This is a genomic window from uncultured Serinicoccus sp., assembly GCF_947487915.1.
Taxonomy (GTDB): Bacteria; Actinomycetota; Actinomycetes; order Actinomycetales; family Dermatophilaceae; genus Ornithinicoccus.
The window spans coordinates 415,952-436,359 of record NZ_CANKYH010000001.1 but is presented as its reverse complement, the minus strand read 5'-3'; the positions used below and the strand labels follow the sequence as shown (position 1 = coordinate 436,359).

16 protein-coding genes are annotated in these 20,408 nt (G+C 73.9%); 10 read left to right on the top strand and 6 right to left on the bottom strand.

What is annotated here, in order from left to right; translation table 11 throughout:
* Positions 1–8: 8 nt before the first annotated feature.
* From Q0795_RS01780 to Q0795_RS01770, 3 genes are all read left to right on the top strand, one after another.
* Complete coding sequence (locus Q0795_RS01780) at positions 9–767, top strand: ComF family protein (RefSeq protein ID WP_298885742.1); 759 nt, start codon at positions 9–11, stop codon at positions 765–767.
* Between the two features lie 158 nt (positions 768–925).
* Complete coding sequence (gene raiA / locus Q0795_RS01775) at positions 926–1,630, top strand: ribosome-associated translation inhibitor RaiA (protein WP_366942443.1); 705 nt, start codon at positions 926–928, stop codon at positions 1,628–1,630.
* Between the two features lie 100 nt (positions 1,631–1,730).
* Positions 1,731–2,936, top strand: coding sequence for a crosslink repair DNA glycosylase YcaQ family protein (locus Q0795_RS01770; RefSeq protein WP_298885739.1), 1,206 nt, complete (start codon positions 1,731–1,733; stop codon positions 2,934–2,936).
* A 27-nt stretch (positions 2,937–2,963) separates the two neighbouring features.
* Here Q0795_RS01770 and Q0795_RS01765 read toward each other — a convergent pair whose 3' ends face one another.
* On the bottom strand, positions 2,964–4,808 hold the full coding sequence (locus Q0795_RS01765) for a GNAT family N-acetyltransferase (RefSeq protein ID WP_298885737.1): 1,845 nt from the start codon (positions 4,806–4,808) through the stop codon (positions 2,964–2,966).
* An 18-nt stretch (positions 4,809–4,826) separates the two neighbouring features.
* Between Q0795_RS01765 and secA the strand changes: the two genes are divergently transcribed.
* Complete coding sequence (gene secA / locus Q0795_RS01760; RefSeq protein ID WP_298885735.1) at positions 4,827–7,565, top strand: preprotein translocase subunit SecA; 2,739 nt, start codon at positions 4,827–4,829, stop codon at positions 7,563–7,565.
* A gap of 22 nt (positions 7,566–7,587) precedes the next feature.
* Here secA and Q0795_RS01755 read toward each other — a convergent pair whose 3' ends face one another.
* Together Q0795_RS01755 and Q0795_RS01750 are read right to left on the bottom strand one after the other, a co-directional pair.
* Positions 7,588–8,136, bottom strand: a complete 549-nt coding sequence (locus Q0795_RS01755) for an Rv3235 family protein (protein WP_298885733.1) — start codon at positions 8,134–8,136, stop codon at positions 7,588–7,590.
* Positions 8,133–8,912 (bottom strand): LysM peptidoglycan-binding domain-containing protein, encoded by a 780-nt coding sequence (locus Q0795_RS01750; RefSeq protein WP_298885731.1) that lies wholly within the window; start codon positions 8,910–8,912, stop codon positions 8,133–8,135. The genes Q0795_RS01755 and Q0795_RS01750 overlap by 4 nt, the downstream gene beginning before the upstream one ends.
* A 151-nt stretch (positions 8,913–9,063) precedes the next feature.
* Here Q0795_RS01750 and Q0795_RS01745 point away from each other — a divergent pair, with 151 nt between their 5' ends.
* Positions 9,064–9,609, top strand: coding sequence for a hypothetical protein (locus tag Q0795_RS01745; protein ID WP_298885729.1), 546 nt, complete (start codon positions 9,064–9,066; stop codon positions 9,607–9,609).
* A gap of 53 nt (positions 9,610–9,662) precedes the next feature.
* On the opposite strand, the gene Q0795_RS01740 is transcribed toward Q0795_RS01745, so the two are convergent.
* Entirely contained in the window at positions 9,663–9,878 is a 216-nt protein-coding gene (locus Q0795_RS01740; RefSeq protein ID WP_058891674.1) for a helix-turn-helix domain-containing protein, read from the bottom strand.
* A 143-nt stretch (positions 9,879–10,021) separates the two neighbouring features.
* Here Q0795_RS01740 and Q0795_RS01735 point away from each other — a divergent pair, with 143 nt between their 5' ends.
* The 4 genes from Q0795_RS01735 to pruA all read left to right on the top strand — a co-directional run bounded on the left by Q0795_RS01735 (position 10,022) and on the right by pruA (position 14,374).
* Positions 10,022–10,705, top strand: a complete 684-nt coding sequence (locus Q0795_RS01735) for an SAF domain-containing protein (protein WP_298885725.1) — start codon at positions 10,022–10,024, stop codon at positions 10,703–10,705.
* Positions 10,702–12,117 carry a P-loop NTPase gene (locus Q0795_RS01730; RefSeq protein WP_298885723.1) on the top strand — a complete coding sequence of 472 codons (1,416 nt, stop codon included), beginning with the start codon at positions 10,702–10,704 and terminating at the stop codon, positions 12,115–12,117. Before Q0795_RS01735 ends, Q0795_RS01730 begins: the two co-directional genes overlap by 4 nt.
* Before the next feature lie 107 nt (positions 12,118–12,224).
* Positions 12,225–12,719, top strand: coding sequence for a hypothetical protein (locus Q0795_RS01725; protein WP_298885721.1), 495 nt, complete (start codon positions 12,225–12,227; stop codon positions 12,717–12,719).
* Between the two features lie 26 nt (positions 12,720–12,745).
* Entirely contained in the window at positions 12,746–14,374 is a 1,629-nt protein-coding gene (gene pruA / locus Q0795_RS01720; RefSeq protein WP_298885719.1) for an L-glutamate gamma-semialdehyde dehydrogenase, read from the top strand.
* Between the two features lie 64 nt (positions 14,375–14,438).
* On the opposite strand, the gene Q0795_RS01715 is transcribed toward pruA, so the two are convergent.
* Together Q0795_RS01715 and Q0795_RS01710 are read right to left on the bottom strand one after the other, a co-directional pair.
* The gene (locus Q0795_RS01715) at positions 14,439–14,942 is read right to left on the bottom strand and encodes a DUF2505 domain-containing protein (RefSeq protein WP_298885717.1); all 504 of its coding nucleotides are present in this window, start codon (positions 14,940–14,942) and stop codon (positions 14,439–14,441) included.
* Positions 14,943–14,946: 4 nt separating this feature from the next.
* Positions 14,947–15,465 (bottom strand): hypothetical protein, encoded by a 519-nt coding sequence (locus tag Q0795_RS01710; protein WP_298885715.1) that lies wholly within the window; start codon positions 15,463–15,465, stop codon positions 14,947–14,949.
* A 141-nt stretch (positions 15,466–15,606) separates the two neighbouring features.
* Here Q0795_RS01710 and Q0795_RS01705 point away from each other — a divergent pair, with 141 nt between their 5' ends.
* A complete protein-coding gene (locus tag Q0795_RS01705) occupies positions 15,607–20,406 on the top strand; it encodes an NAD-glutamate dehydrogenase (RefSeq protein ID WP_298885713.1) in 4,800 nt (1,599 codons plus the stop codon).
* The last annotated feature ends 2 nt before the right edge of the window (positions 20,407–20,408 follow it).

The window sequence follows — 20,408 nt, the reverse complement described above, 5'->3', positions numbered from 1 at the left end:
GCAACGTTGTGGACAGCCGCACGGCCGGCCCGGGGGTGCGACCCTGGGGTATGCCGTGGCGGCCGGGGGAGGACCTGCGTGCCCTGCTGGAGCTGGTCGCCCCGGCAGGGTGCGCCGGCTGCGATCGGGCGGGGCACCGTCTCTGTCCGGACTGCCTGGGGCAGCTGCGCGCGACGGGCCCACGCCCCTGGTGCCCCACACCCTGCCCGCCGGGCTTCCCGCCCACCTGGTCGGGCCCGGCCTACCAGGGCGCCCTGCCCTCCCTCGTCGTCGCCTGGAAGGAGCAGGACCGGGTGGACCTGACGGCGGCCCTCGGGGACGTGCTGCGTGGCGTGGTCGCCGCCGCCGTCGCGGGTTCCTCGGAGCACCGGGACGCCCTCCGGGCCGGCCGCCCGGTGGCCGTGGTCCCCGCGCCGTCGGCCCCGGCCAGCACCCGCGTCCGGGGCCGCTCTCCGGTGCGCGAGCTCGCCGTCGTCGCGGCCGGGACGCGGCGCGCCGTGGTCCCGGCCCTGGTGCTGACCCGTGCCGTGGCCGACCAGTCCGGGTTGTCGGCCGGGCAGCGGGCGGCCAACCTCGGCGGCGCCGTCCGGGTGCGCCCCACGTCGGTGGGCGCTCTCGTGGGCGTGCCGTGCGTCGTCGTGGACGACGTCGTCACCACCGGCGCGACGCTCGCCGAGTGCGCCCGCGCGCTGCGTGAGGTAGGGGCGGCAGGGGTGGTCGCGGCCACCGTGGCGGCGACCGTCCGCCGCGGGCGCGCCGACCCCTAGCCCGCCCTACCGTTCACGGTCGAGCCGGACTAGTGTGGGTTCATGAAGCACCTCGCGAGCAGACGTGAGGGGGTGAGGCCGGTCGAGAGCAGGCGCCGTCGCCGACGCCATACCCCGAACCACATCGTCTTGCATGGAGGTTATTGATGGAACTCAGCGTGACTGGTCGCAAGAGAGACGTGCCCGAGCGCTTCCGCCGCCACATCGAGGACAAGCTGGACAAGGTCCCTCAGCTGGCCCCCCGGGTCCGTCGCACCGACGTGGTGCTCACCCGCGAGACCAACCCGCGCCAGGCCAAGGAGGCCGAGCGCTGCGAGATCACCTGCTACGTCCACCGGACCGTGGTCCGGGCCGAGGCCGCGGCGGACGAGGAGTACGCCGCGCTGGACCTCGCCATGGGCAAGCTGGCCGAGCGGCTGCGCCGGCTGGGTGACAAGCGGCGGGTGTCCCACACCGGCAAGCACCGTCTTCCCTCCGTCGCCGAGGCCACCTTCGGACTGCCCACCGACCCGCTCGCCGAGCAGGACGCCGACGAGGAGCAGGAGCCCGGGCGCAGTCCCGAGGAGGCCGTCGACGAGGACCTGCAGACGCGCGGCAACAGCCCCATCGAGATCCGCGAGAAGGTGCACGCGTCCCCGCCCATGACCGTGGGCGAGGCGCTGTCGCAGATGGAGCTGGTCGGCCACGAGTTCTTCCTCTTCCACGACGCGGACGCCGACCGGCCGAGCGTGGTCTACCGCCGCCGCGGCTGGTCCTACGGCGTGCTGCGCCTGGACCGCGTCGAGGCGGACGGCGACACCGACGGCGACGAGCACGCCGGACAGCACGGCACGGGGGAGCGGACCCAGGCGGTCGCCTCCTGAGACCAGGGCCCGCACGGCCCCGACGCACCGGCCCCGGGGACCACCCGCACGTGGTGGCCCCGGGGCCGGTGCGTCGGAGGTCCCTGGCAGGGTGGTCCCCGTGCTGACCCTCACCCCGGCGCAGGCCCGTCGTGTCGCGCTCGCCGCCCAGGGCTTCGGCCGGGCCAGACCGGAGGACCCCGGCACCCGCCAGCTCACCGGCGTCCTGGACCGCCTCGGTGTCGTCCAGATCGACAGCGTCAACGTCCTCGCCCGCAGCCAGTACCTGCCGTTCTTCTCCCGCCTCGGCGCCTACGACACGGCCCTGCTGGACCGCATGCGGGACGGCGCGGGGGTGCGCGGCGGCGCCCGCGCGGGTCGCCGCATGGTCGAGGTCTGGGCGCACGAGGCGTCGCTCGTCCCGCTGGCGACCTGGCCCCTGCTGGGCTTCCGGATGCGCCACCCCCGGGTCCTCGCGCGTCGCGAGCAGCTGCGGGACCAGCACCCGGGCCTGCTGGAGGCGGTCGGCGAGGTGGTGGCGGAGCACGGGCCGCTCACCGCCCGCGAGGTCGAGGTGCACCTGCCCCACGGCGCGACGCGCCGCAACGACCACTGGGGGTGGAACTGGTCGGCGGTCAAGACCTCGCTGGAGTCGCTCTTCGCGACCGGCGAGCTCACCAGCGCCGCGCGGACCAGCCAGTTCGAGCGACGGTATGCCTGCACCGAGCGGGTCCTGCCCCCGGAGGTCCTGCGTCGCGCACCCGGTGAGCCGGACGCCCCCGACGAGCTGGAGTCGGTGGTGGAGCTGCTGGCCGTCTCGCTGCGGGCGCACGGGTTGGGCAGCGCACGCTGCCTCGCCGACTACTTCCGGGTGCGCGGGCCGGTGGTGGCGACCGCCCTCACGAGGCTCGAGGCGCAGGGCCGGGCCGAGCGGGTGCACGTCCACGGCTGGGACCGGCCGGTGTGGCTGGACCCCCGGGCCCGACGACCTCGGCGGGTCGAGGGTGCCGCCCTGCTGAGCCCGTTCGACTCCCTGGTCTGGCAGCGCGAGCGGGTGGAGCAGCTCTGGGACTTCCGCTACCGCCTGGAGATCTACGTCCCCGCGCCGCAGCGGGTGCACGGCTACTACGTCCTGCCCTTCCTGCTCGACGAGCACCTCGTGGGGCGGGTCGACCTCAAGGCGGACCGGGAGGTGGGGGTGCTCCGCGCGCGGGCCGTCCACTGGGAGCAGGGCACCGACGTGGCGCACGCCGCTCCCCGGCTGGTCGCCGAGCTGGAGACGATGGCCGGCTGGCTGGGCCTGGGAAGGGTCGACCTGCCGATCTGAGGAGGTCACCCGCCGGGTCGGCCGTCCTCACCCCGGGGCAGCCACCTCCTGCGCCAGCAGGTCGAGACGCACCAGGTCCTCGACGGTGCCGTCGCGCAGGACCTCGGCCTGACGGTCCCGTCCCACCTCGCGGAGCCCCGCCGCGACCGCGACGCGCTGGCTGGCCAGGTTGCTGCCCGCCGCCTGCACCCAGACCCGCCGTAGGCCCAGGCCCTTCTCGGCCTCCGGTGCGAGGGCATACCGGATGACCGCGCGCACCGCACCCGTGGCCACGCCGCGGCCGCGGGCGTCGGGGTGGGCCCAGTAGCCGATCTCCCCGGGCGTCCCCGAGGCGGCCGCCTCGGTGAGGCTGACCGCGCCCAGCACCCGGTCGTCGGCCGCGTCCGCCACTGCCCAGGTGCGGCGCTCGCCGCGCTCGCAGGCCTCGGCGCAGCTCTGGAGGAAGGCCGCCGCCTCCGGCTGGCCGTACGGGTCGGGCAGCTGGGGGAGGTACTGCCGGGTGAGCGGGTCGGTCACCGCCTCGACGATCCGGTCCTCGTCCCCGGTGCGCCACGGGCGCAGCACCAGGGGGTCGGCGCGCAGCGTCGGGACCCCCGGTCGTGACACCGGCGGCGGGCCCGGTGCCGTGCCGGAGGGCGCGGGTGGGTGCTCGGCGGCCGCGACGGCAGGGGGAGGACCCGGCAGCTCGGCGGACCCGGCGGCCTCGTCGCCGAGCAGCGCGAAGCGGGCGGTGCCGTGCCTCTCGCCCCCGGCGGCGTACACGCACGACAGCGGCTCGGTGACCGTCCACCGGAAGCCCGCGCGCAGGAGCGCGCGGTGCGAGGCGTCGTTGCGCTCGTCGGTCTGGGCCGCGATCCGGTGCACGCCGAGCTCTGTCACGGCATACCGGGTGACCAGGCGCAACGCCCGGGTCACCGCCCCCCGCCCGCGAGCGGTGGGGAGCAGCCAGTAGCCCACCTCGGCGCACCCGTGGGCGAAGGGGTCCAGCAGGTCGAAGAGGGAGATGCCGCCGAGGGCCACGTCGGAGCGGGCGTCGGCGATGCACCAGGTCAGGCTGTGCCCGAGCAGGGCCGACTCGAGCCGGGCCCCCGTCCAGGCCCGCACGGACTCCTCGCCGGACCCCGGCAGGACCGGGCCGAGGAACTGCCGGGCCACGTCGTCCACCGACACCAGGGCCGCCGTGTCGTCGGCGTCGGCCCGCCACGGACGCAGTCGGACGTCGCCGTCCGCCTCGGTCAGCACCGGGATCTCCCGCCACGGGTATGCCGGCTCCCGCGGGTCGTCCCGGTGCAAGGTCGCGATCCACCCGTCGCGAGGGGCGGTGTCCTGGTCCCACCCCGGCACCAGTCCCCGGACCGGCACCGGCACGGAGAACCCCAGCCGCCAGGAGACCCGTCGGGAGGCCCAGTGGCCGACCTCCGCGCGCCAGCGCGCGAGGACCACGTCGTCCTCGTCGAAGGCGTGGTCGAGCGCCAGGCCGAGCGCCCGCGTGGCGACCCCGCGGCCACGGTGGTCCGGATGGACGGCATACCCGACCTCGGCGCCCCCGTGGCCGTCCGGGCGGTACTCCACCAGGCCGGCCGGACGCCATACCTGATCCGCGTCCGGCCCGGTGGCCCCCTCGGCGGACTCCTCGACGACCCAGCGCCGTGGGGCCCACCGGTGCCGGCCGGCCCACCCGTCGCGGGCGACCGCCACCCACGCCCGTGCCGCGCCCGGGTCCCGGACAGGGACGGCGTCGCCCCACCTGCGCGCCTCCGCGTCGGCCCCCAGGTCCACGAGCAGCGCGACGTGCCCCTCGTGCGGCGGGACGATCCGCCACCCCTCCTGCTGGCGCACCGGCCCTACGCTCGATGCGGCATCCTCAGCCATGCCCGTTAGCCTAGACGCGTGCCGAACCTGTTCGAGAAGATGCTGCGCGCCGGGGAGAAGTCCGCGCTGCGCCGACTGGAGACCGTCGCCAAGCAGGTCAACGCCCTCGAGGAGGACTTCGAGGGCCTGTCCGATGGCGAGCTGCGCGAGGAGACCGACCGGTTCAAGGCGCGGCTGGCGGACGGCCAGACCCTGGACCAGCTGCTGCCCGAGGCGTTCGCCGCCGTGCGGGAGGCCAGCAAGCGCACCATCGGCAAGCGCCACTTCGACGTGCAGATCATGGGCGGCGCCGCGATGCACCAGGGCAACGTCGCGGAGATGCGCACGGGCGAGGGCAAGACGCTGGTCGCGACCCTGCCGTCCTACCTCAACGCGCTCACCGGTCGCGGCGTGCACGTCATCACCACCAACGACTACCTCGCGCAGTACCAGTCCGAGCTCATGGGACGCGTGCACCGCGCCCTCGGTCTGGAGACCGGGTGCATCCTGTCCTCGATGACGCCCTCGCAACGCCGTGAGCAGTACGCGATGGACGTCACCTACGGCACCAACAACGAGTTCGGCTTCGACTACCTGCGCGACAACATGGCGACCTCGCTCAAGGACCTCGTGCAGCGCGAGCACCAGTTCGCGATCGTGGACGAGGTCGACTCCATCCTCATCGACGAGGCCCGCACGCCGCTCATCATCTCCGGCCCCGCCGACCAGCCGACGAAGTGGTACACCGAGTTCTCCAAGGTCGTCCGTCGGCTGGAGCGCGGCGAGGCCGCCGACCCGTTGCGCGGGATCGAGTCCAGCGGTGACTACGAGGTCGACGAGAAGAAGAAGACCGTCGGGGTGCTCGAGCGCGGCATCGAGAAGGTCGAGGACTACCTCGGCATCGACAACCTCTACGAGTCGGCCAACACCCCCCTCATCGGCTACCTCAACAACGCCATCAAGGCCCGGGAGCTGTTCACCCGCGACAAGGACTACGTCGTCATGGACGGTCAGGTGATGATCGTCGACGAGCACACCGGCCGCATCCTCCCGGGCCGCCGCTACAACGAGGGCATGCACCAGGCGATCGAGGCCAAGGAGGGGGTCGAGATCAAGAACGAGAACCAGACCCTGGCCACGGTGACCCTGCAGAACTACTTCCGGATGTACGACAAGCTCGCCGGGATGACGGGCACGGCCCAGACCGAGGCCGCCGAGCTGCACCAGATCTACAAGGTCGGTGTGCTGTCGATCCCCACCAACAGGCCGATGATCCGGCAGGACATGCCGGACCTCGTCTACCGCACCGAGGAGGCGAAGTTCGGCGCGGTGGTCGACGACATCGTGGAGCGTCACCGGGCCGGGCAGCCGGTGCTCGTCGGCACCACCTCGGTCGCGAAGTCGGAGTACCTCTCCGACCAGCTGCGTCGGCGCGGGGTGAGGCACGAGGTGCTCAACGCCAAGCACCACGAGCGGGAGGCCTCGATCGTGGCCGAGGCGGGACGCAAGGGCGCCGTCACCGTCTCGACCAACATGGCCGGCCGCGGCACCGACATCATGCTCGGGGGCAACTCGGAGTTCCGTGCGGTGACGGCGCTGCAGGCCCGCGGGCTGGACCCGCACGAGACCCCGGAGGAGTACGAGGCGGCGTGGGACGAGGCGCTCGCCCAGGCCGAGGCGTCCGTCGAGGCCGAGCACGAGGAGGTCACCGAGCTCGGCGGTCTCTACGTCCTCGGCACCGAGCGGCACGAGTCGCGCCGCATCGACAACCAGCTGCGGGGCCGCGCCGGCCGTCAGGGCGACCCGGGGGAGTCCCGCTTCTACCTGTCCCTGCAGGACGACCTCATGCGGATGTTCAACGCCGCGCTCGTGGACCGCGTGATGTCGACGTCGGGGATGCAGGACGACGTGCCCATTGAGTCCAAGATCGTCTCCCGGTCCATCGCCAGCGCGCAGAGCCAGGTCGAGGCCCAGCACTTCGAGACCCGCAAGAACGTCCTCAAGTACGACGACGTGCTCAACCGCCAGCGCGAGGTCATCTACGCCGAGCGGCGCCGCGTGCTCGAGGGGGAGGACCTGCACGAGCAGGTCCGCCACTTCGTCAACGACGTCGTCGGCGACTACGTCACCAGCGCGGGGGGTGCCGGTCTGGCCGACGGCATCGACCTCGAGGCGCTGTGGCAGGAGCTCGGCCGCGTCTACCCGGTCGGTCTGCACATCGAGCAGATCGTCGAGCGGGCCGGGAGCCGGGCCGGCGTGACCACCGACCTGCTCGTCGAGGAGCTCACCAGCGACGCCCAGCACGCCTACGACGAGCGCGAGGCCGAGCTCGGCGAGGAGGTCATGCGCGATGTGGAGCGACGTGTCGTGCTGCAGGTCCTCGACCGCAAGTGGCGCGAGCACCTCTACGAGATGGACTACCTCAAGGAGGGGATCGGGCTGCGCGCCATGGCGCAGCGTGAGCCGCTCGTGGAGTACCAGCGTGAGGGCTACCAGCTCTTCCAGGCGGTCATGGAGGCGATCAAGGAGGAGTCGGTGCGACTGCTCTTCCACGCCCAGGTGTCCGCGGCCGGAGGCCCGCAGGCCCAGCAGCCCGCGTCGCGGCAGGGGCTGACCTTCGTCGCCCCGGGTGAGAGCGGCGACGTCCAGGCCAGCAGCGTCCGGGCGGACGGCAGCCACAGCGACGGCGCGCCCAACGGGTCGGCGCCGACCGACCAGGGGCAGGGCCAGGGCAACCGGGCCCAGCGCCGGGCGGCGGCGCAGCGGGGCCGCAGCTGACCGGCTCCGGACGACCGGGCACCTAGCCCAGCTCCAGGGCGGTGATGACCCACCGCCCGTCGACGCCGCTCATGCGCAGGGCCAGGGCTCGGACCCTGCCGTCGAGGTGCACGACCGCCGCGACCTCGCACACCCCGTCGGCGGGGTGGCAGGCCAGGAGGGCGCGGACGACGGGCGGGCCGCTGCGGCAGCGGCCCCGCCGACGGGCCAGCGTCGACCGGCGGGCGACGCGGTCGCGCACCTCCGGGGCCAACCAGCGGGAGAGCTGGTCGACGGGCCGGGTGCCGGCGCAGATCTCCAGCAGGGCCCGGACCATCCGGTCCGCCCAGGGGCGGGCCTCCGGGAGGTCGTGGGTGGCGGTGGCCTGCGGGCCGAAGTAGCTGTCGTAGGCCCCGTGCCGGAAGTCGACCGCCAGGGTCCCCTGGACGTAGTCGTCCCCGTGCGGGGCGGCCTGCGCCTCGGGGTGGGTCCAGTCGGCGCCCTCGGCAGGAGGCTCCGGGACGTCGACGACCCGCAGGTGCAGCACGCCGGGGGTCGGGATCGGGGTCGGGGTCCTTGTCACCTCGTTCACCGTCCGTCCTCCGCGGTGCCGGGCACGGTGAGCTCCTGGCCGGGGAGGATGAGGTCCGGGTCCGGGCCGATGGTGGCGAGGTTGGCGGCGTACCAGCGTGGCCACTCCTGCGCGATGTCGGCGGAGGTGGCCTGGGCTCCGAGGTGCCGGGCGGCCAGGTCCCACAGGGTGTCGCCACGCCGGACGACCACGTGCTCCGGGAGGTCCCACTGCCCGGCAGCGCGTCCGCCCACGAGGTCGACCTGACCGCGTGCAGGGGCCTCGGCGGGGACCGGGCCCGGGGTCCACCCCGGGAGGGGCACATCCCCGGGGTCGGGGGGCGAGGGCATCGGCCCGCCCGGTGCGGCCTCGCCCGTCTCGGCGCGGTGGTCGTCGGCGCGGTCGTCCGCACCGTTCGGGGCCGTCGCACAGACCGGCGCGGCGGCGGCACCGGGGCCTCCGGCTCCCGTCGCGAGGAGGACGAGCAGCGCCGTGGCGACGCGGACCGAGGGCGAGGTGGGCGGGAGCGGGCGCGCGGATCCGGCGGCCGGACGCACCCGCCAGGCCGCGACGAGGAGCACCGCGGCGACCCACAGGAGCAGGGCGGTCGCCAGGGTGAGCATGGCCCCCAGCACGGCCGCGCCCGGGTCCGGGGTCCCGCGGGTCGACCACGTGGTCACGGCCTGCCGGCCGAGCACCCCCGCCGCCACCAGCGCGGTGGTGGCGGCGACACCTCCCCAGGCGCTGGCCCGCCAGCCGACCGGCGGGCCCCCGACCCGCCTCCGTGTGGTGTCCATGGCGTCCCTTCTCCGGCGTGCCTCTGGGGCACGATGCGTTCGTTTGCGTTCATGAGCGTCCGATGACGGCAATTTACGAGCGGTCCGACGGGGCGTCAAGACCTGTGGATGACGGGCGGTGAGGTGCGGTGCCGCCTGGCACCATGGGGGTATGCGCTGGGAGCAGCTCTTCGCGGACCTCGAGGGCCAGCAGGCGGACTGGGCACGGCGGGAGAGGGCGGCCGAGGCCGCCGAGCACACCCGCGCCGAGCACGGTCGCGTCGTCCTGGGGGACCGGCTGGCTGCCGATGTCGGGCGGGTGCTGCGCCTGGGGGTCCGCGGGGTCGGTGTCCTGGAGGCCAGGCTGGTCGACGTGGGCCCGGACTGGATGCTGGTGCACGAGGTGAGCTCCTCCTCGCACCAGGAGCGTCTGGTCGCGACCGCAGCCTTGCTCTCGGTCGAGGGGCTCAGCGGTCGGGTGGACGACCGGCCACGCCGCTACGGCCTGCGTCACGCCGTGCGCGCGCTGAGCCGGGACCGGGCTCGGGTGCGGGTGTTCGACCAGGGTGGGGACCACCTGAGCGGCACCGTGGACCGGGCGCTCGCCGACCACCTGGACCTGGCGCGGCACGCCGACGACGAGCCGCGCCGACCGGGCGCGGTCCGGGGTGTGGTGGCCGTGCCCTACGGCACCATCGCCATGGTCCAGCGGCTCTGACCGGGGGCAGGGTGGTGCCTCAGGGCCGTCGGCTCAGGGGCCTGGCCATCGACTCAGGGGCCGTCGCCCAGGTGCAGAGACTCGCGGGTGCGGGTGTACATGCGCTGGATGTAGGCCTCGAGCTCGGCGGCCTCGACCCGCCAGACGCCCCGTCCGCCCAGCTTGACCCCGGGCAGGTCCCCGGACCGCACCAGGGCCTTGACCTGCGACAGGGACACGTTGAGGGTGTCCGCCACGTCGGTGAGGGTCAGGAATCTGGGCCCGGCCACGCGGGTCTCCTCTCGTCGGTCCTGACCACGATGGTACGGATTCCTCCCCGCGTCCCGAGGGGCCTGTGGACGACGAGAGGTGAGGTGGGGGCCCGGGGCGCTATCGTGCCGTTCGGGCCGACAGGGACGAAGGGGGCCTCGAGATGGGACCGACAGCGACGACGCAGGACGGGCCGGGGCGCACCGCGCGCCGGTTGCAGGCGCCCGGGTGGCGTGACCTGCGCCTGGTGGTGGGGGTGCTGCTGGTGGTGCTCTCGGTAGCAGGTGGTGCCCGCCTGGTGTCCGGCCTCGACGACACCCGGCCGGTCTACGCGGCGGCGCGGGACCTGCTGCCCGGCCAGCCGCTCTCTGGCGCTGACCTGGTCACCGTGCAGGTACGGCTCGGGGACTCCGCGGAGCACTACCTGGACGCCACCGACCCGGTGGCGGGCGGCACCTACCTCGTGCGCCGGGTCGCGGCCGGGGAGATCGTGCCCGCGGCAGCGGTCGGCACGCAGCGGCAGGCGCTGGACAAGACGGTCAACGTCCCGGTGGACGCCTCGACCGTCGCCGGTCTGCAGGTCGGGACGGAGGTCGACGTGTGGGTGAGCCGGCGCGACCCGGAGGCCGCGGGGGAGGTCTACCGCGACCCCGAGCTGCTGCTGCCGGGGGCCGTCGTCGACCGCGTCACCGACCAGGCCGGCGGGCTGGGCGCGTCCCTGGGGCGGACCCCGGTGGCTCTCGTCGTCCCGGCGGACCGGGTGGGCGACGTCATCGCGGCCGTGGACCAGGACGCTCGGTTGACCCTGGTCCCGGCGCCCCGCAACCAGGGGGAGCAGGGCGGGTGACTCGTCCGCTGGTCACCGCCGTGGCCCCCCGGTGGGAGAGCCAGGTCGCGGCCCTGCTGGCCGGGTCCACCCAGGCGCGGCTGGTACGCCGATGTGCCGACCTGCCCGAGCTGCTCGGCGTCACCCGGGCGGGCCTGGCGGACGTCGTCCTCGTCTCGCACGACCTGCGCGGTCTGGACCGGGACGCGGTGCTGGACCTCGGCGCCGCCGGCGCGCACGTCGTGGGGGTGCACCCGCGCGACGACCCGGAGGCGGCCCGCACCCTGCAACGGCGCGGCGTCATCTCGGTGCTGGAGGTGGAGAGCAGCACCCCGGACCTCGACGCGGTGCTCGCCTCGCTGGGGCGGGCGGACCCCTCCGACGACGTCCGCGGACCGACCGGGTCACCAACCGGGTCCGCCACGCCCGGGCCCGCCGAGCACGACCCCGGCCCCGGACGGTTCACCGACCCGGCCGCCCTGCTCGTCGAGACCGGTCCCGAGGGTGTGCGGCAGGACGACGCCGGGCCGGGCCCGACCGCCGGGACGGAGCAGGAGGACCTGCCCCGGCAGGACGGCTCGCCCGAGGGTGAGGTCGTGGTGGTGTGGGGGCCGCACGGGAGCACCGGCCGCACCACCGTGGCCGTCAACCTCGCCGCCGAGCTGGCGTCCGCGACGACGCAGGTCCTGCTCGTGGACGCGGACACCTACGGTGCCGGCGTGGCGCAGGCGCTGGCCGTGCTCGACGAGTCGCCCGGGGTCGCGGCTGCCGCCCGCGCCGCCGACCAGGGCACCCTGGACGCGGACCACCTCGTGCGCCTCGCCCCTCGGGTGCGTCCCGGGCTGCTCGTCCTCACCGGGCTGCCCCGCGCCGACCGGTGGACCGAGCTGCGGGAGAGCGCCCTGGCCGACATCTTCCAGCAGGCCCGGTCCGTCGCCCGCTGGGTGGTGGTCGACGTCGCGCCGACGGTGGAGCAGGACGAGGAGCTGTCCTTCGACACCAGCGCACCGCGGCGCAACGGGGCCGCGTTGTGCGCCCTGGAGGAGGCCGACCGGGTGCTGGTGGTCGGCACCGGCGACCCGGTGGGCCTGCAGCGGCTCGTCCGTTGCGTCGACCAGCTGCCCGGTCTGACCCGGGCGAAGGCCCAGGTGGTGGTGACCCGCGTGCGCCCCGGACCGGTCGGCCCGGAGCCTGGCCGTCGGATCACCGAGACCCTGCGGCGCTTCGCCGGTGTGGGCCAGGTGCACCTGGTCCCCGAGGACCGCGACGGCGTGGACGCGGCCCTGCTGCACGGGCATACCCTCGCCGAGTCACGCCCCTCCAGCCCGGCACGGGAGTCGATCCGCACCCTGGCTCATCTGGTCAGCGGTCGTCGCGGCTCCGTGGACGCCTCGCGCTCGCGCTGGTGGCCGCGCCGCCGGACCCGTACCTGAGCTGCGCCCCGTCGCCCCACCCGCCGGGACCCGGCCGACGTCTGACACCATGACGGGGAGGCCGCTGCCGGCGGCCCGGCCCGGTGACCCTGACGAGGAGGTCGGCGATGACGACCGTGCGGTGCTACGTGCCGTTGACCGGCGACCAGCTGGCCGCCCTCGCGCAGGACCGTCGCCTGGCCGGTCCGGTGCGGGCGACGGCGGTGACCGAGGTGCTGCGGGCCCAGGAGCCTGGCGCGGACGGGGACGAGCTCGAGTACGCCGCCACGCAGGTGGCCGCCGAGGACGCGGTGCGCTCCGGCGTCCCGGTGGTGCTGGCCGCCGTCGACGCGGACTCCGCGCTGGTGACCGCCGCTCCCGTGGACGACCTGTGGATCGAGGTGGCGTCCGTGGACCTGCCCCGGGTCGCGGCCCTGCACCTGGGCGACGACGTCGTCACCGGCGACCCCTCGCTGCTGGCGGACCACGACTCCCGGGACATCGAGCTGTCGTGGTTCGACACCACTGAGCTGGACCACGTGCTGGAGCTGGTCCGGCGGGCCGAGCACGCCGGACGGGGCCCGGCACCGACCGAGCGACCGACCGACCCACCGACCGACTGACCGACCCACCGCGAGGAGATCACGCCATGGATGGCATCGTCGACGTCCCCAGCCCGCTCAACGAGCCCGTGCTCGGCTACGCGCCGGGGAGTGCCGAACGAGGCGCCCTCGAGGCAGCGCTGGCCGAGCTCGCGGCCAGCCCGGTGGACCTCCCGCACGTCATCGGCGGCTCTCCCGTCGTCGGGGGCGGCGCCGCGATCGACGTCGTGCAGCCGCACGCCCACGCCGAGGTGCTCGGGACGATGCGGGACGCCACCAAGAAGGACGCGCGCGCGGCCATCGAGGCGTCCCGGGAGGCAGCGCCGGCCTGGCGGGCCATGTCCTTCGAGGAGCGGGCCTCGATCTTCCTCAAGGCGGCCGAGCTGCTGGCCGGGCCGTGGCGCGCCCGCATGAACGCCGCCACGATGCTCGGCCAGAGCAAGACCGCCACCCAGGCCGAGATCGACTCGGCCTGCGAGCTGGCCGACTTCTGGCGCTTCAACGTCCACTACGGGCGGCAGCTGCTGACCGAGCAGCCGATCCGCAACTCGCCCGGCACCTGGAACCGCATCGACCAGCGTCCGCTGGAGGGCTTCGTCTACGCGGTGACGCCCTTCAACTTCACCGCGATCGGTGGCAACCTCCCCACGGCCCCGGCCCTCATGGGCAACGTCGTGGTCTGGAAGCCGGCGCCGACGCAGCAGCGGGCGGCGAGCCTGATGATGGACCTGCTCGGCGCGGCCGGCCTGCCCGACGGCGTCATCAACATGGTGACCGGCACCGGGCCGGCCGTCTCCGAGGTGGTCCTCGAGAGCCCCGACCTGGCCGGCATCCACTTCACCGGGTCCACCGCCGTCTTCAACATGCTCTGGCAGGGGGTGGCCTCGAACCTCGGGACCTACCGGTCCTACCCCCGCATCGTGGGCGAGACCGGGGGCAAGGACTTCGTCGTGGCCCACCCCAGCGCCGACCCCGAGGTGCTGCGGACCGCCCTCGTGCGGGGAGCCTTCGAGTTCCAGGGCCAGAAGTGCTCCGCGGCCTCGCGGGCCTACATCCCGGCGTCGCTGTGGCGGACCCTGCGCGACGACCTCGCGCAGACGACCGAGGGCATCCCGGTCGGTGATGTGCGGGACCTGTCCAACTTCATGGGCGCCGTCATCGACGCCAAGGCCTTCGCCAAGCACCGTGACGTCATCGAGCGGGCGCACGCGGACTCGGGCGTGGAGGTCGTCGCGGGCGGCACCGTGGACGACTCCGTCGGGTGGTTCGTGCGCCCCACCGTCGCGGTGGTCGAGGACCCCACGCACCAGATGCTCACCACCGAGTACTTCGGCCCCATCCTCACCGTCCACGTCTACCCGGACCGTCAGTGGTCCTCGATGCTGGACCAGATGGAGTCCGTGGCGCCCTACGCCCTCACCGGTGGCGTCATCGCGCAGGACCGGTCCGCCGTGGGGGAGGCGGTGGAGCGGCTGCGCTTCGCGGCCGGCAACTTCTACATCAACGACAAGCCCACCGGCGCGGTCGTCGGCCAGCAGCCGTTCGGCGGCGCGCGTGCCTCCGGAACCAACGACAAGGCGGGTTCTGCGGCCAACCTGCAGCGGTGGATCAACACCCGGGTCATCAAGGAGACCTTCGTCCCGCCGACGGAGTACCGCTACCCGCACATGGGGTGAGCGGTCGGGCGTGAGTGGTCGGGCGTGAGGGGTCAGAGCGGCTGAGCGACCGGCCCCCGGGCGCTCAGCCCTCGGCCAGCCACTCCCGCGCGACCCGCTCCTCCAGCTGGACGATCTCGCGCATCCGCTCGGCGACCATCGCCTCCACGCGGCGTCCGAACAGCGGGACCCGCGCCTCCAGGTCGCCGTCGACGACGTGGTCGGTCACCTGCGGTTCGGAGCCCCGCCGCAGGTGGATGCCGCCGGTGAAGGTGATCGGCAGCCCCGGCATCTCCAGGCTCATCGCGCCCTCGCGCTCGCCGTCGGCGTCCGGCGACCCCCAACGCACCGTCTCGACCACGAGCAGCCGGGGGCCGACGAGCCCCTTGGCCATGTCCGGTATGCCGTCGCTCGGCAGGTGCCGCTGCGTCGTCACGGTCGTGGTGCCGTCCGGCGCGGTCTCGACCTGCACCGTCTGGTCCAGCGACCCCGAGCGCTCGCAGCGTCGGACCTGATAGGCGTGGTCGGTCAGCATCTCGAAGGTGCGCTGCGGGTCCGCGGGGTGGCGGATCGTCTCGGTGATCCTCATGGCCTCACCGTACGTCCTGGCCGCCCGGCTCGGGGAGCGCAGCGCGCCATCGACGGTGCAGGCCGTGCAGCCGCCGCAGGACGACCCCCTTGTCGGCCCGGGTGAGGGCCCCGCTGCGGGTCCGGTCGGCGACCCGGTCCAGCAGGTCTCCGAGCTCGGTCATCACCGTGGCGGCCTCCTCCACCCAGGGTGCCGGATGGGGGAGCAGCTCCCCGGCCAGGGCCCGCAGGCGCCCTGCGGCGGCCCGGCAGCCGGCGTGGTCGGGCAACCGGTCGGCCCCCCCGATGGCCCCGACGACCAGGGGCTGCGGCCGGGGCCGGTCGCGGTCGGTCGCGGCGTCCGCCAGGACGTGGGCGACGCCGTCGAGCAGCGCCTCCACGAGACCGCTGGCCTCGGACCACCCGAGGTCGGGCGCCAGGGCGCTCACCTCCTCGGCGGCGCGCAGCAGCACGGCGGGACGAGACCCCGCCCCCGACGGCTGCCGGGCAGCCGTGGGCCCGGGGGGCCGGTCGATCCCGGTCATGGGCCCACCCTAGGGGGCGCGCGGGGCCGGTCAGGGGGTTGTCCCCAGGCGGGTGCGCAGGCGGGGAGCCGAGTAGGGTGGCCGAGCAGGCGCACGTCGGGGTGCGCCGGACGCCCGCGACCCGAGGAGTGCACGCGCACGATGACGTCGACCGACACGCTCACCGACCGGTTCTTCCACCACCTGGCCGCCACCGAGCTGGCCGGTCGCCAGCAGGAGCAGCGCGAGGCGATGGCGGGCTCGATGGCCGAGCTGTCCGAGGGGCGGGACGCGGGCCGCGCGGCCATCCGCGTCCTCAACCCCACCCTCGACTCCGGTGGCTGGACGAGCCGCCAGACGGTGGTGCAGGTCGTGACCGACGACATGCCCTTCCTCGTCGACTCGGTGCTGGGCGAGGTCAGCCGGCACCGGCTGTCCGTGCACCAGCTCCTGCATCCGCAGGTCGTGGTGGACGAGTCCACCGGCGACGTGCTCGACCTCGACCCGCAGGACGTCGGTGAGGGGCAGCGGGTCGAGTCCTGGATCCACGTCGAGGTCGACCGGGTGCCGGAGCCGGAGGACCGGGCCACGCTCGAGGACGACCTGGGCCGGGTGCTCACCGATGTCCGCCGCGCCTGCCGCGACTGGGGGACGATGCGCCAGCGCGCCCGCGCCATCGTCGACGAGCTCGAGATCGGTCCTCCCCGGTCCGTGGACCGCGACGAGATCGCCTCGACCGTGGACTTCCTCACGTGGATCGACGACCACCACTTCACCTACCTGGGCTACCGCAGCTACGACCTCGTCGAGACCGACGACGGTCTCGCGCTGCAGGCCGTCGCAGGCAGCGGTCTGGGGATCCTGCGGGACGCGGCCGACGACCCGGCGCCCACCGTGCTGCGGCCGGAGGCGGCCCGCACGGCACGGGACCCCCGGCTGCTCACCGTCACCAAGGCCAACACGCGGGCCACCGTCCACCGGTCGGTGCCCCTGGACTACATCGGGGTCCGCCGGTTCGACGAGCGCGGACAGGTCGTCGGTGAGCACCGCTTCCTCGGCCTGTTCACCCAGAGCGCCTACGCGGAGTCGAGCCAGCGTCTGCCGATCGTCGGCGCCAAGGTCAAGCAGGTGCTCGCCGAGTCCGGTTTCGCTCCGGACAGCCACTCCGGCAAGGACCTCCTCAGCGTCCTGGAGGCCTACCCGCGCGACGAGCTGTTCCAGGCTCCGGTGGAGCACCTGGCCGCGACCGCCGGCGACGTGGTCCGTCTCCTCGAGCGTCCCGCGGCCAAGGCCTACGTCCGGGCGGACGAGTTCGGCCGGTTCGTCAGCGCGCTCGTCTACCTCCCCCGTGACCGCTACAACACCGCCAACCGGCTCCGCGTGCAGACCCTGCTGGAGGAGACCTACGGCGGGGAGTTGGCCGACTACGCCACCCGGGTCGGGGACGGGCCGCTGGCGCAGCTGCACTTCGTCATCACCGTCCCGCGGGACAAGGACCTGCCGGAGATCGACCAGCGCGAGCTCCAGGAGCGGCTGACCGCCGTGACCCGGACCTGGGTCGAGGGGCTCGCGGACGCCGTCGCCGCCCACGTCGAGGACGAGGGGGCCACCGGCGACCTCGTGGCCCGGTTCGCCGACGCCTTTCCGGAGGCCTACAAGGAGGACTTCGACGGCGAGGCCGCCTATCTGGACCTGCAGCGTCTGGGGGAGCTGCACGGCAGCGACGCCTCGGCCCGCCCGCACGTCTACCGGGCCCCGGGGGAGGCGCCGACCGAGCGACGGCTCAAGGTCTACCGCTCCGAGGAGATGTCGCTCACCCATGTCCTGCCGGTCTTCGCCGACCTCGGCCTGGAGGTCACCGTCCAGCGGCCCTACGAGCTGGACGGCAGCAACGAGGACGGCTCACCCGACTACATCTACGACTTCGGGTTGCGGGCCCCGACGGAGACGGTGTGGGACGGGGGAGAGCACCGCACGGAGGACGAGGTGGCGGCGGCGTTCGAGGACGCCTTCACCGCGGTATGGGGCGGGTCGGCCGAGTCCGACACGCTCAACTCCCTGGTCCTCACGGCCGGCCTCGACTGGCGGCGCGTGGTCATCCTGCGCACGCTGGTCCGCTACCTGCGCCAGGTGGGCACCTTCAGCCTCGACTACCTCGAGGAGGCGCTGGTCACGAACCCCGACATCGCCCGGCTGCTCATCGAGCTGTTCGAGGCCCGGTTCGACCCCGACGCCCACGGCGCGGACGAGGAGCGGGCCGCCCGCACCCAGGAGGTGGCCGAGGACATCGCGAGGGCGCTGGACGAGGTCGCCAGCCTCGACCAGGACCGCATCCTGCGCTCCCTGGTGGCCGTCGTGCAGGCCACCCTGCGCACCAACTTCTACCAGCTGGGCACCGACGGCCGGCCCCAGGCGTGGGTGAGCCTCAAGCTGCTGCCGCGCGAGCTCGACCTGCTGCCCGAGCCCCGCCCGGCGTTCGAGATCTGGGTCTACGCCCCGCGGGTCGAGGGCAGCCACCTCCGGTTCGGCCCGGTGGCCCGCGGCGGACTGCGCTGGAGCGACCGGCGCGAGGACTTCCGCACCGAGGTGCTCGGTCTGGTCAAGGCGCAGATGGTCAAGAACGCCGTCATCGTCCCCACCGGGTCCAAGGGTGCCTTCTTCCCCAAGGACCTGCCGGACCCGGCGGTCGACCGCGGCGCCTGGCTGGAGGAGGGGAAGGCGGCATACCGCACCTTCATCAGCGGCATGCTGGACGTCACCGACAACCGCGTCGGCACCGACATCGAGCCGCCGGAGCGGGTGGTGCGCCACGACGGGGACGACCCCTACCTGGTGGTGGCCGCGGACAAGGGCACGGCGACGTTCTCCGACATCGCCAACGGGGTGGCGCGCGACTACGGCTTCTGGCTCGACGACGCCTTCGCCTCGGGCGGCTCGGCCGGCTACGACCACAAGGGCATGGGCATCACCGCCCGTGGCGCGTGGGAGTCGGTGAAGCGGCACTTCCGGGAGCTGGGGCTGGACACCCAGAGCACGGAGTTCACCGTGGTCGGGGTCGGTGACATGAGCGGCGACGTCTTCGGCAACGGCATGCTGCTCTCGGAGCACATCCGCCTGGTCGCTGCCTTCGACCACCGCCACATCTTCCTGGACCCGGACCCGGACGTCGCGAGCTCCTACGCCGAGCGCCAGCGCCTGTTCGAGCTGCCGCGGTCCAGCTGGGCGGACTACGACACCTCCCTCATCAGCGAGGGCGGGGGGGTCTACCCCCGCTCGCAGAAGTCCATCCCCATCACCGCGCAGGTCCGCGAGCGGCTCGGCCTGGACGAGGGCGTCAGCACGATGACGCCGCACGAGCTCCTGCGGGCCATCCTGCTGGCGCCGGTGGACCTGCTGTGGAACGGCGGCATCGGCACCTACGTCAAGGCCTCCACGGAGACCGACCTGCAGATCGGCGACCGCGCCAACGACCCCATCCGGGTCGACGGGCGGCAGCTGCGGGCCCGCGTGGTCGGCGAGGGTGGCAACCTCGGTCTGTCCCAGCGGGGCCGCATCGAGGCCGCGCTCGCCGGCGTCCACGTCAACACCGACGCGATCGACAACTCCGCCGGCGTGGACACCTCCGACCACGAGGTCAACATCAAGATCGCGCTCACCCCGTTGGTGCAGGAGGGGGTCCTGTCCCTGGAGGACCGCGACGAGCTGCTCGCCTCGATGACCGAGGAGGTGGCCCGCAAGGTCCTGCGGCACAACTACGAGCAGAACGTGCTCCTCGGCAACGGGCGCCTGCAGAAGGGGGTCATGGCCACGGTCCACCAGCGCCTGATCCGCTACCTCGGTGAGCACGCCGGACTGGACCCCGAGCTGGAGTTCCTGCCCGACGAGAAGGAGTGGGCGCGGCGCGAGGAGGCGGGGACGGGCCTCACGGCACCCGAGTTCTCGGTGCTGGTGGCCTACGCCAAGCTCGGCCTGAAGACCGAGCTGAGCGAGACCGAGCTGCCCGACGACCCGGCGCTGCTCGACTCCCTGCTGCACTACTTCCCGGGGCCGCTGCGCGAGCGGGCACGGGAGCAGATCCTGGAGCACCCCCTGCGCCGGGAGATCGTCGTCAACGAGATCGCCAACGCCATGGTCAACCGGGGCGGCGTCTCCTTCGCCTTCCGGGCCCAGGAGGAGACCGGCGCGACCGTGGCGCAGATCACCCGGGCCTTCCACGTGGTGCGCTCGGTCTTCGGGCTGGCGGACTACACCGCCGCCGTGGAGGCGCTGGACAACCGGGTGCCGACCGACATCCAGACCGAGCTCTACCTCGAGGTGCGGCGGCTCCTGGACCGCGCCACCCGCTGGTTCCTCAACAACCGCTCGCTGTCGACCGGCATGGACGAGGAGATCGAGCGGTTCGCCGAGCCGGTCCAGGAGCTGGTCCCGCGGCTGGGCGACCTCCTCCAGGGCCACGAGCGTGAGCGGTGGGCCCAGCGGGCGGAGTGGGCCAGGGCCAACGGCATACCGGAGGACCTCGCGCAGCTCTATGCGTCCCTGCTCGACAGCTACTCGCTCCTGGACGTCGCCGAGCTCGCGGGCGAGATCGACCGCGACGTCATGGAGGTCGCCGAGATCTACTTCGGGGTCTCCGAGGCCTTCCGCATCGACGACCTGCTCACCCACGTCTCCCACCTGCCGCGGGAGGACCGCTGGTCCTCCCTGGCGCGTGGCGCGCTGCGGGACGACCTGTACGGCGTCATGCGCGGGCTGACCCGCACCGTGGTGGAGCGCACCGGGACGCAGGAGGCCGAGGACTCCCTCGAGCGGGTGCGAGAGTGGATGGCGGAGAACCGGGAGGCTCTCGTGCGCACCAGCCAGGTGCTGCGCACGGTCAGCGGCATGAGCCAGCCCGACCTGGCCCCGCTCTCGGTGGCCCTGCGGACCCTGCGCGGACTGGTCCGGCAGGGATCCGCCGACTGACC

Bases quoted from the DNA above. Each gene is read 5' to 3' on its own strand.
- Q0795_RS01745 (WP_298885729.1), top strand. From the start codon at position 9,064: ATGCGCTGGGAGCAGCTCTTCGCGGACCTCGAGGGCCAGCAGGCGGAC.
- Q0795_RS01705 (WP_298885713.1), top strand. From the start codon at position 15,607: ATGACGTCGACCGACACGCTCACCGACCGGTTCTTCCACCACCTGGCC.
- Q0795_RS01715 (WP_298885717.1), bottom strand. From the start codon at position 14,942: ATGAGGATCACCGAGACGATCCGCCACCCCGCGGACCCGCAGCGCACC.
- Q0795_RS01750 (WP_298885731.1), bottom strand. From the start codon at position 8,912: ATGGACACCACACGGAGGCGGGTCGGGGGCCCGCCGGTCGGCTGGCGG.
- Q0795_RS01735 (WP_298885725.1), top strand. From the start codon at position 10,022: ATGGGACCGACAGCGACGACGCAGGACGGGCCGGGGCGCACCGCGCGC.
- Q0795_RS01710 (WP_298885715.1), bottom strand. From the start codon at position 15,465: ATGACCGGGATCGACCGGCCCCCCGGGCCCACGGCTGCCCGGCAGCCG.
- pruA (WP_298885719.1), top strand. From the start codon at position 12,746: ATGGATGGCATCGTCGACGTCCCCAGCCCGCTCAACGAGCCCGTGCTC.
- Q0795_RS01725 (WP_298885721.1), top strand. From the start codon at position 12,225: ATGACGACCGTGCGGTGCTACGTGCCGTTGACCGGCGACCAGCTGGCC.
- Q0795_RS01765 (WP_298885737.1), bottom strand. From the start codon at position 4,808: ATGGCTGAGGATGCCGCATCGAGCGTAGGGCCGGTGCGCCAGCAGGAG.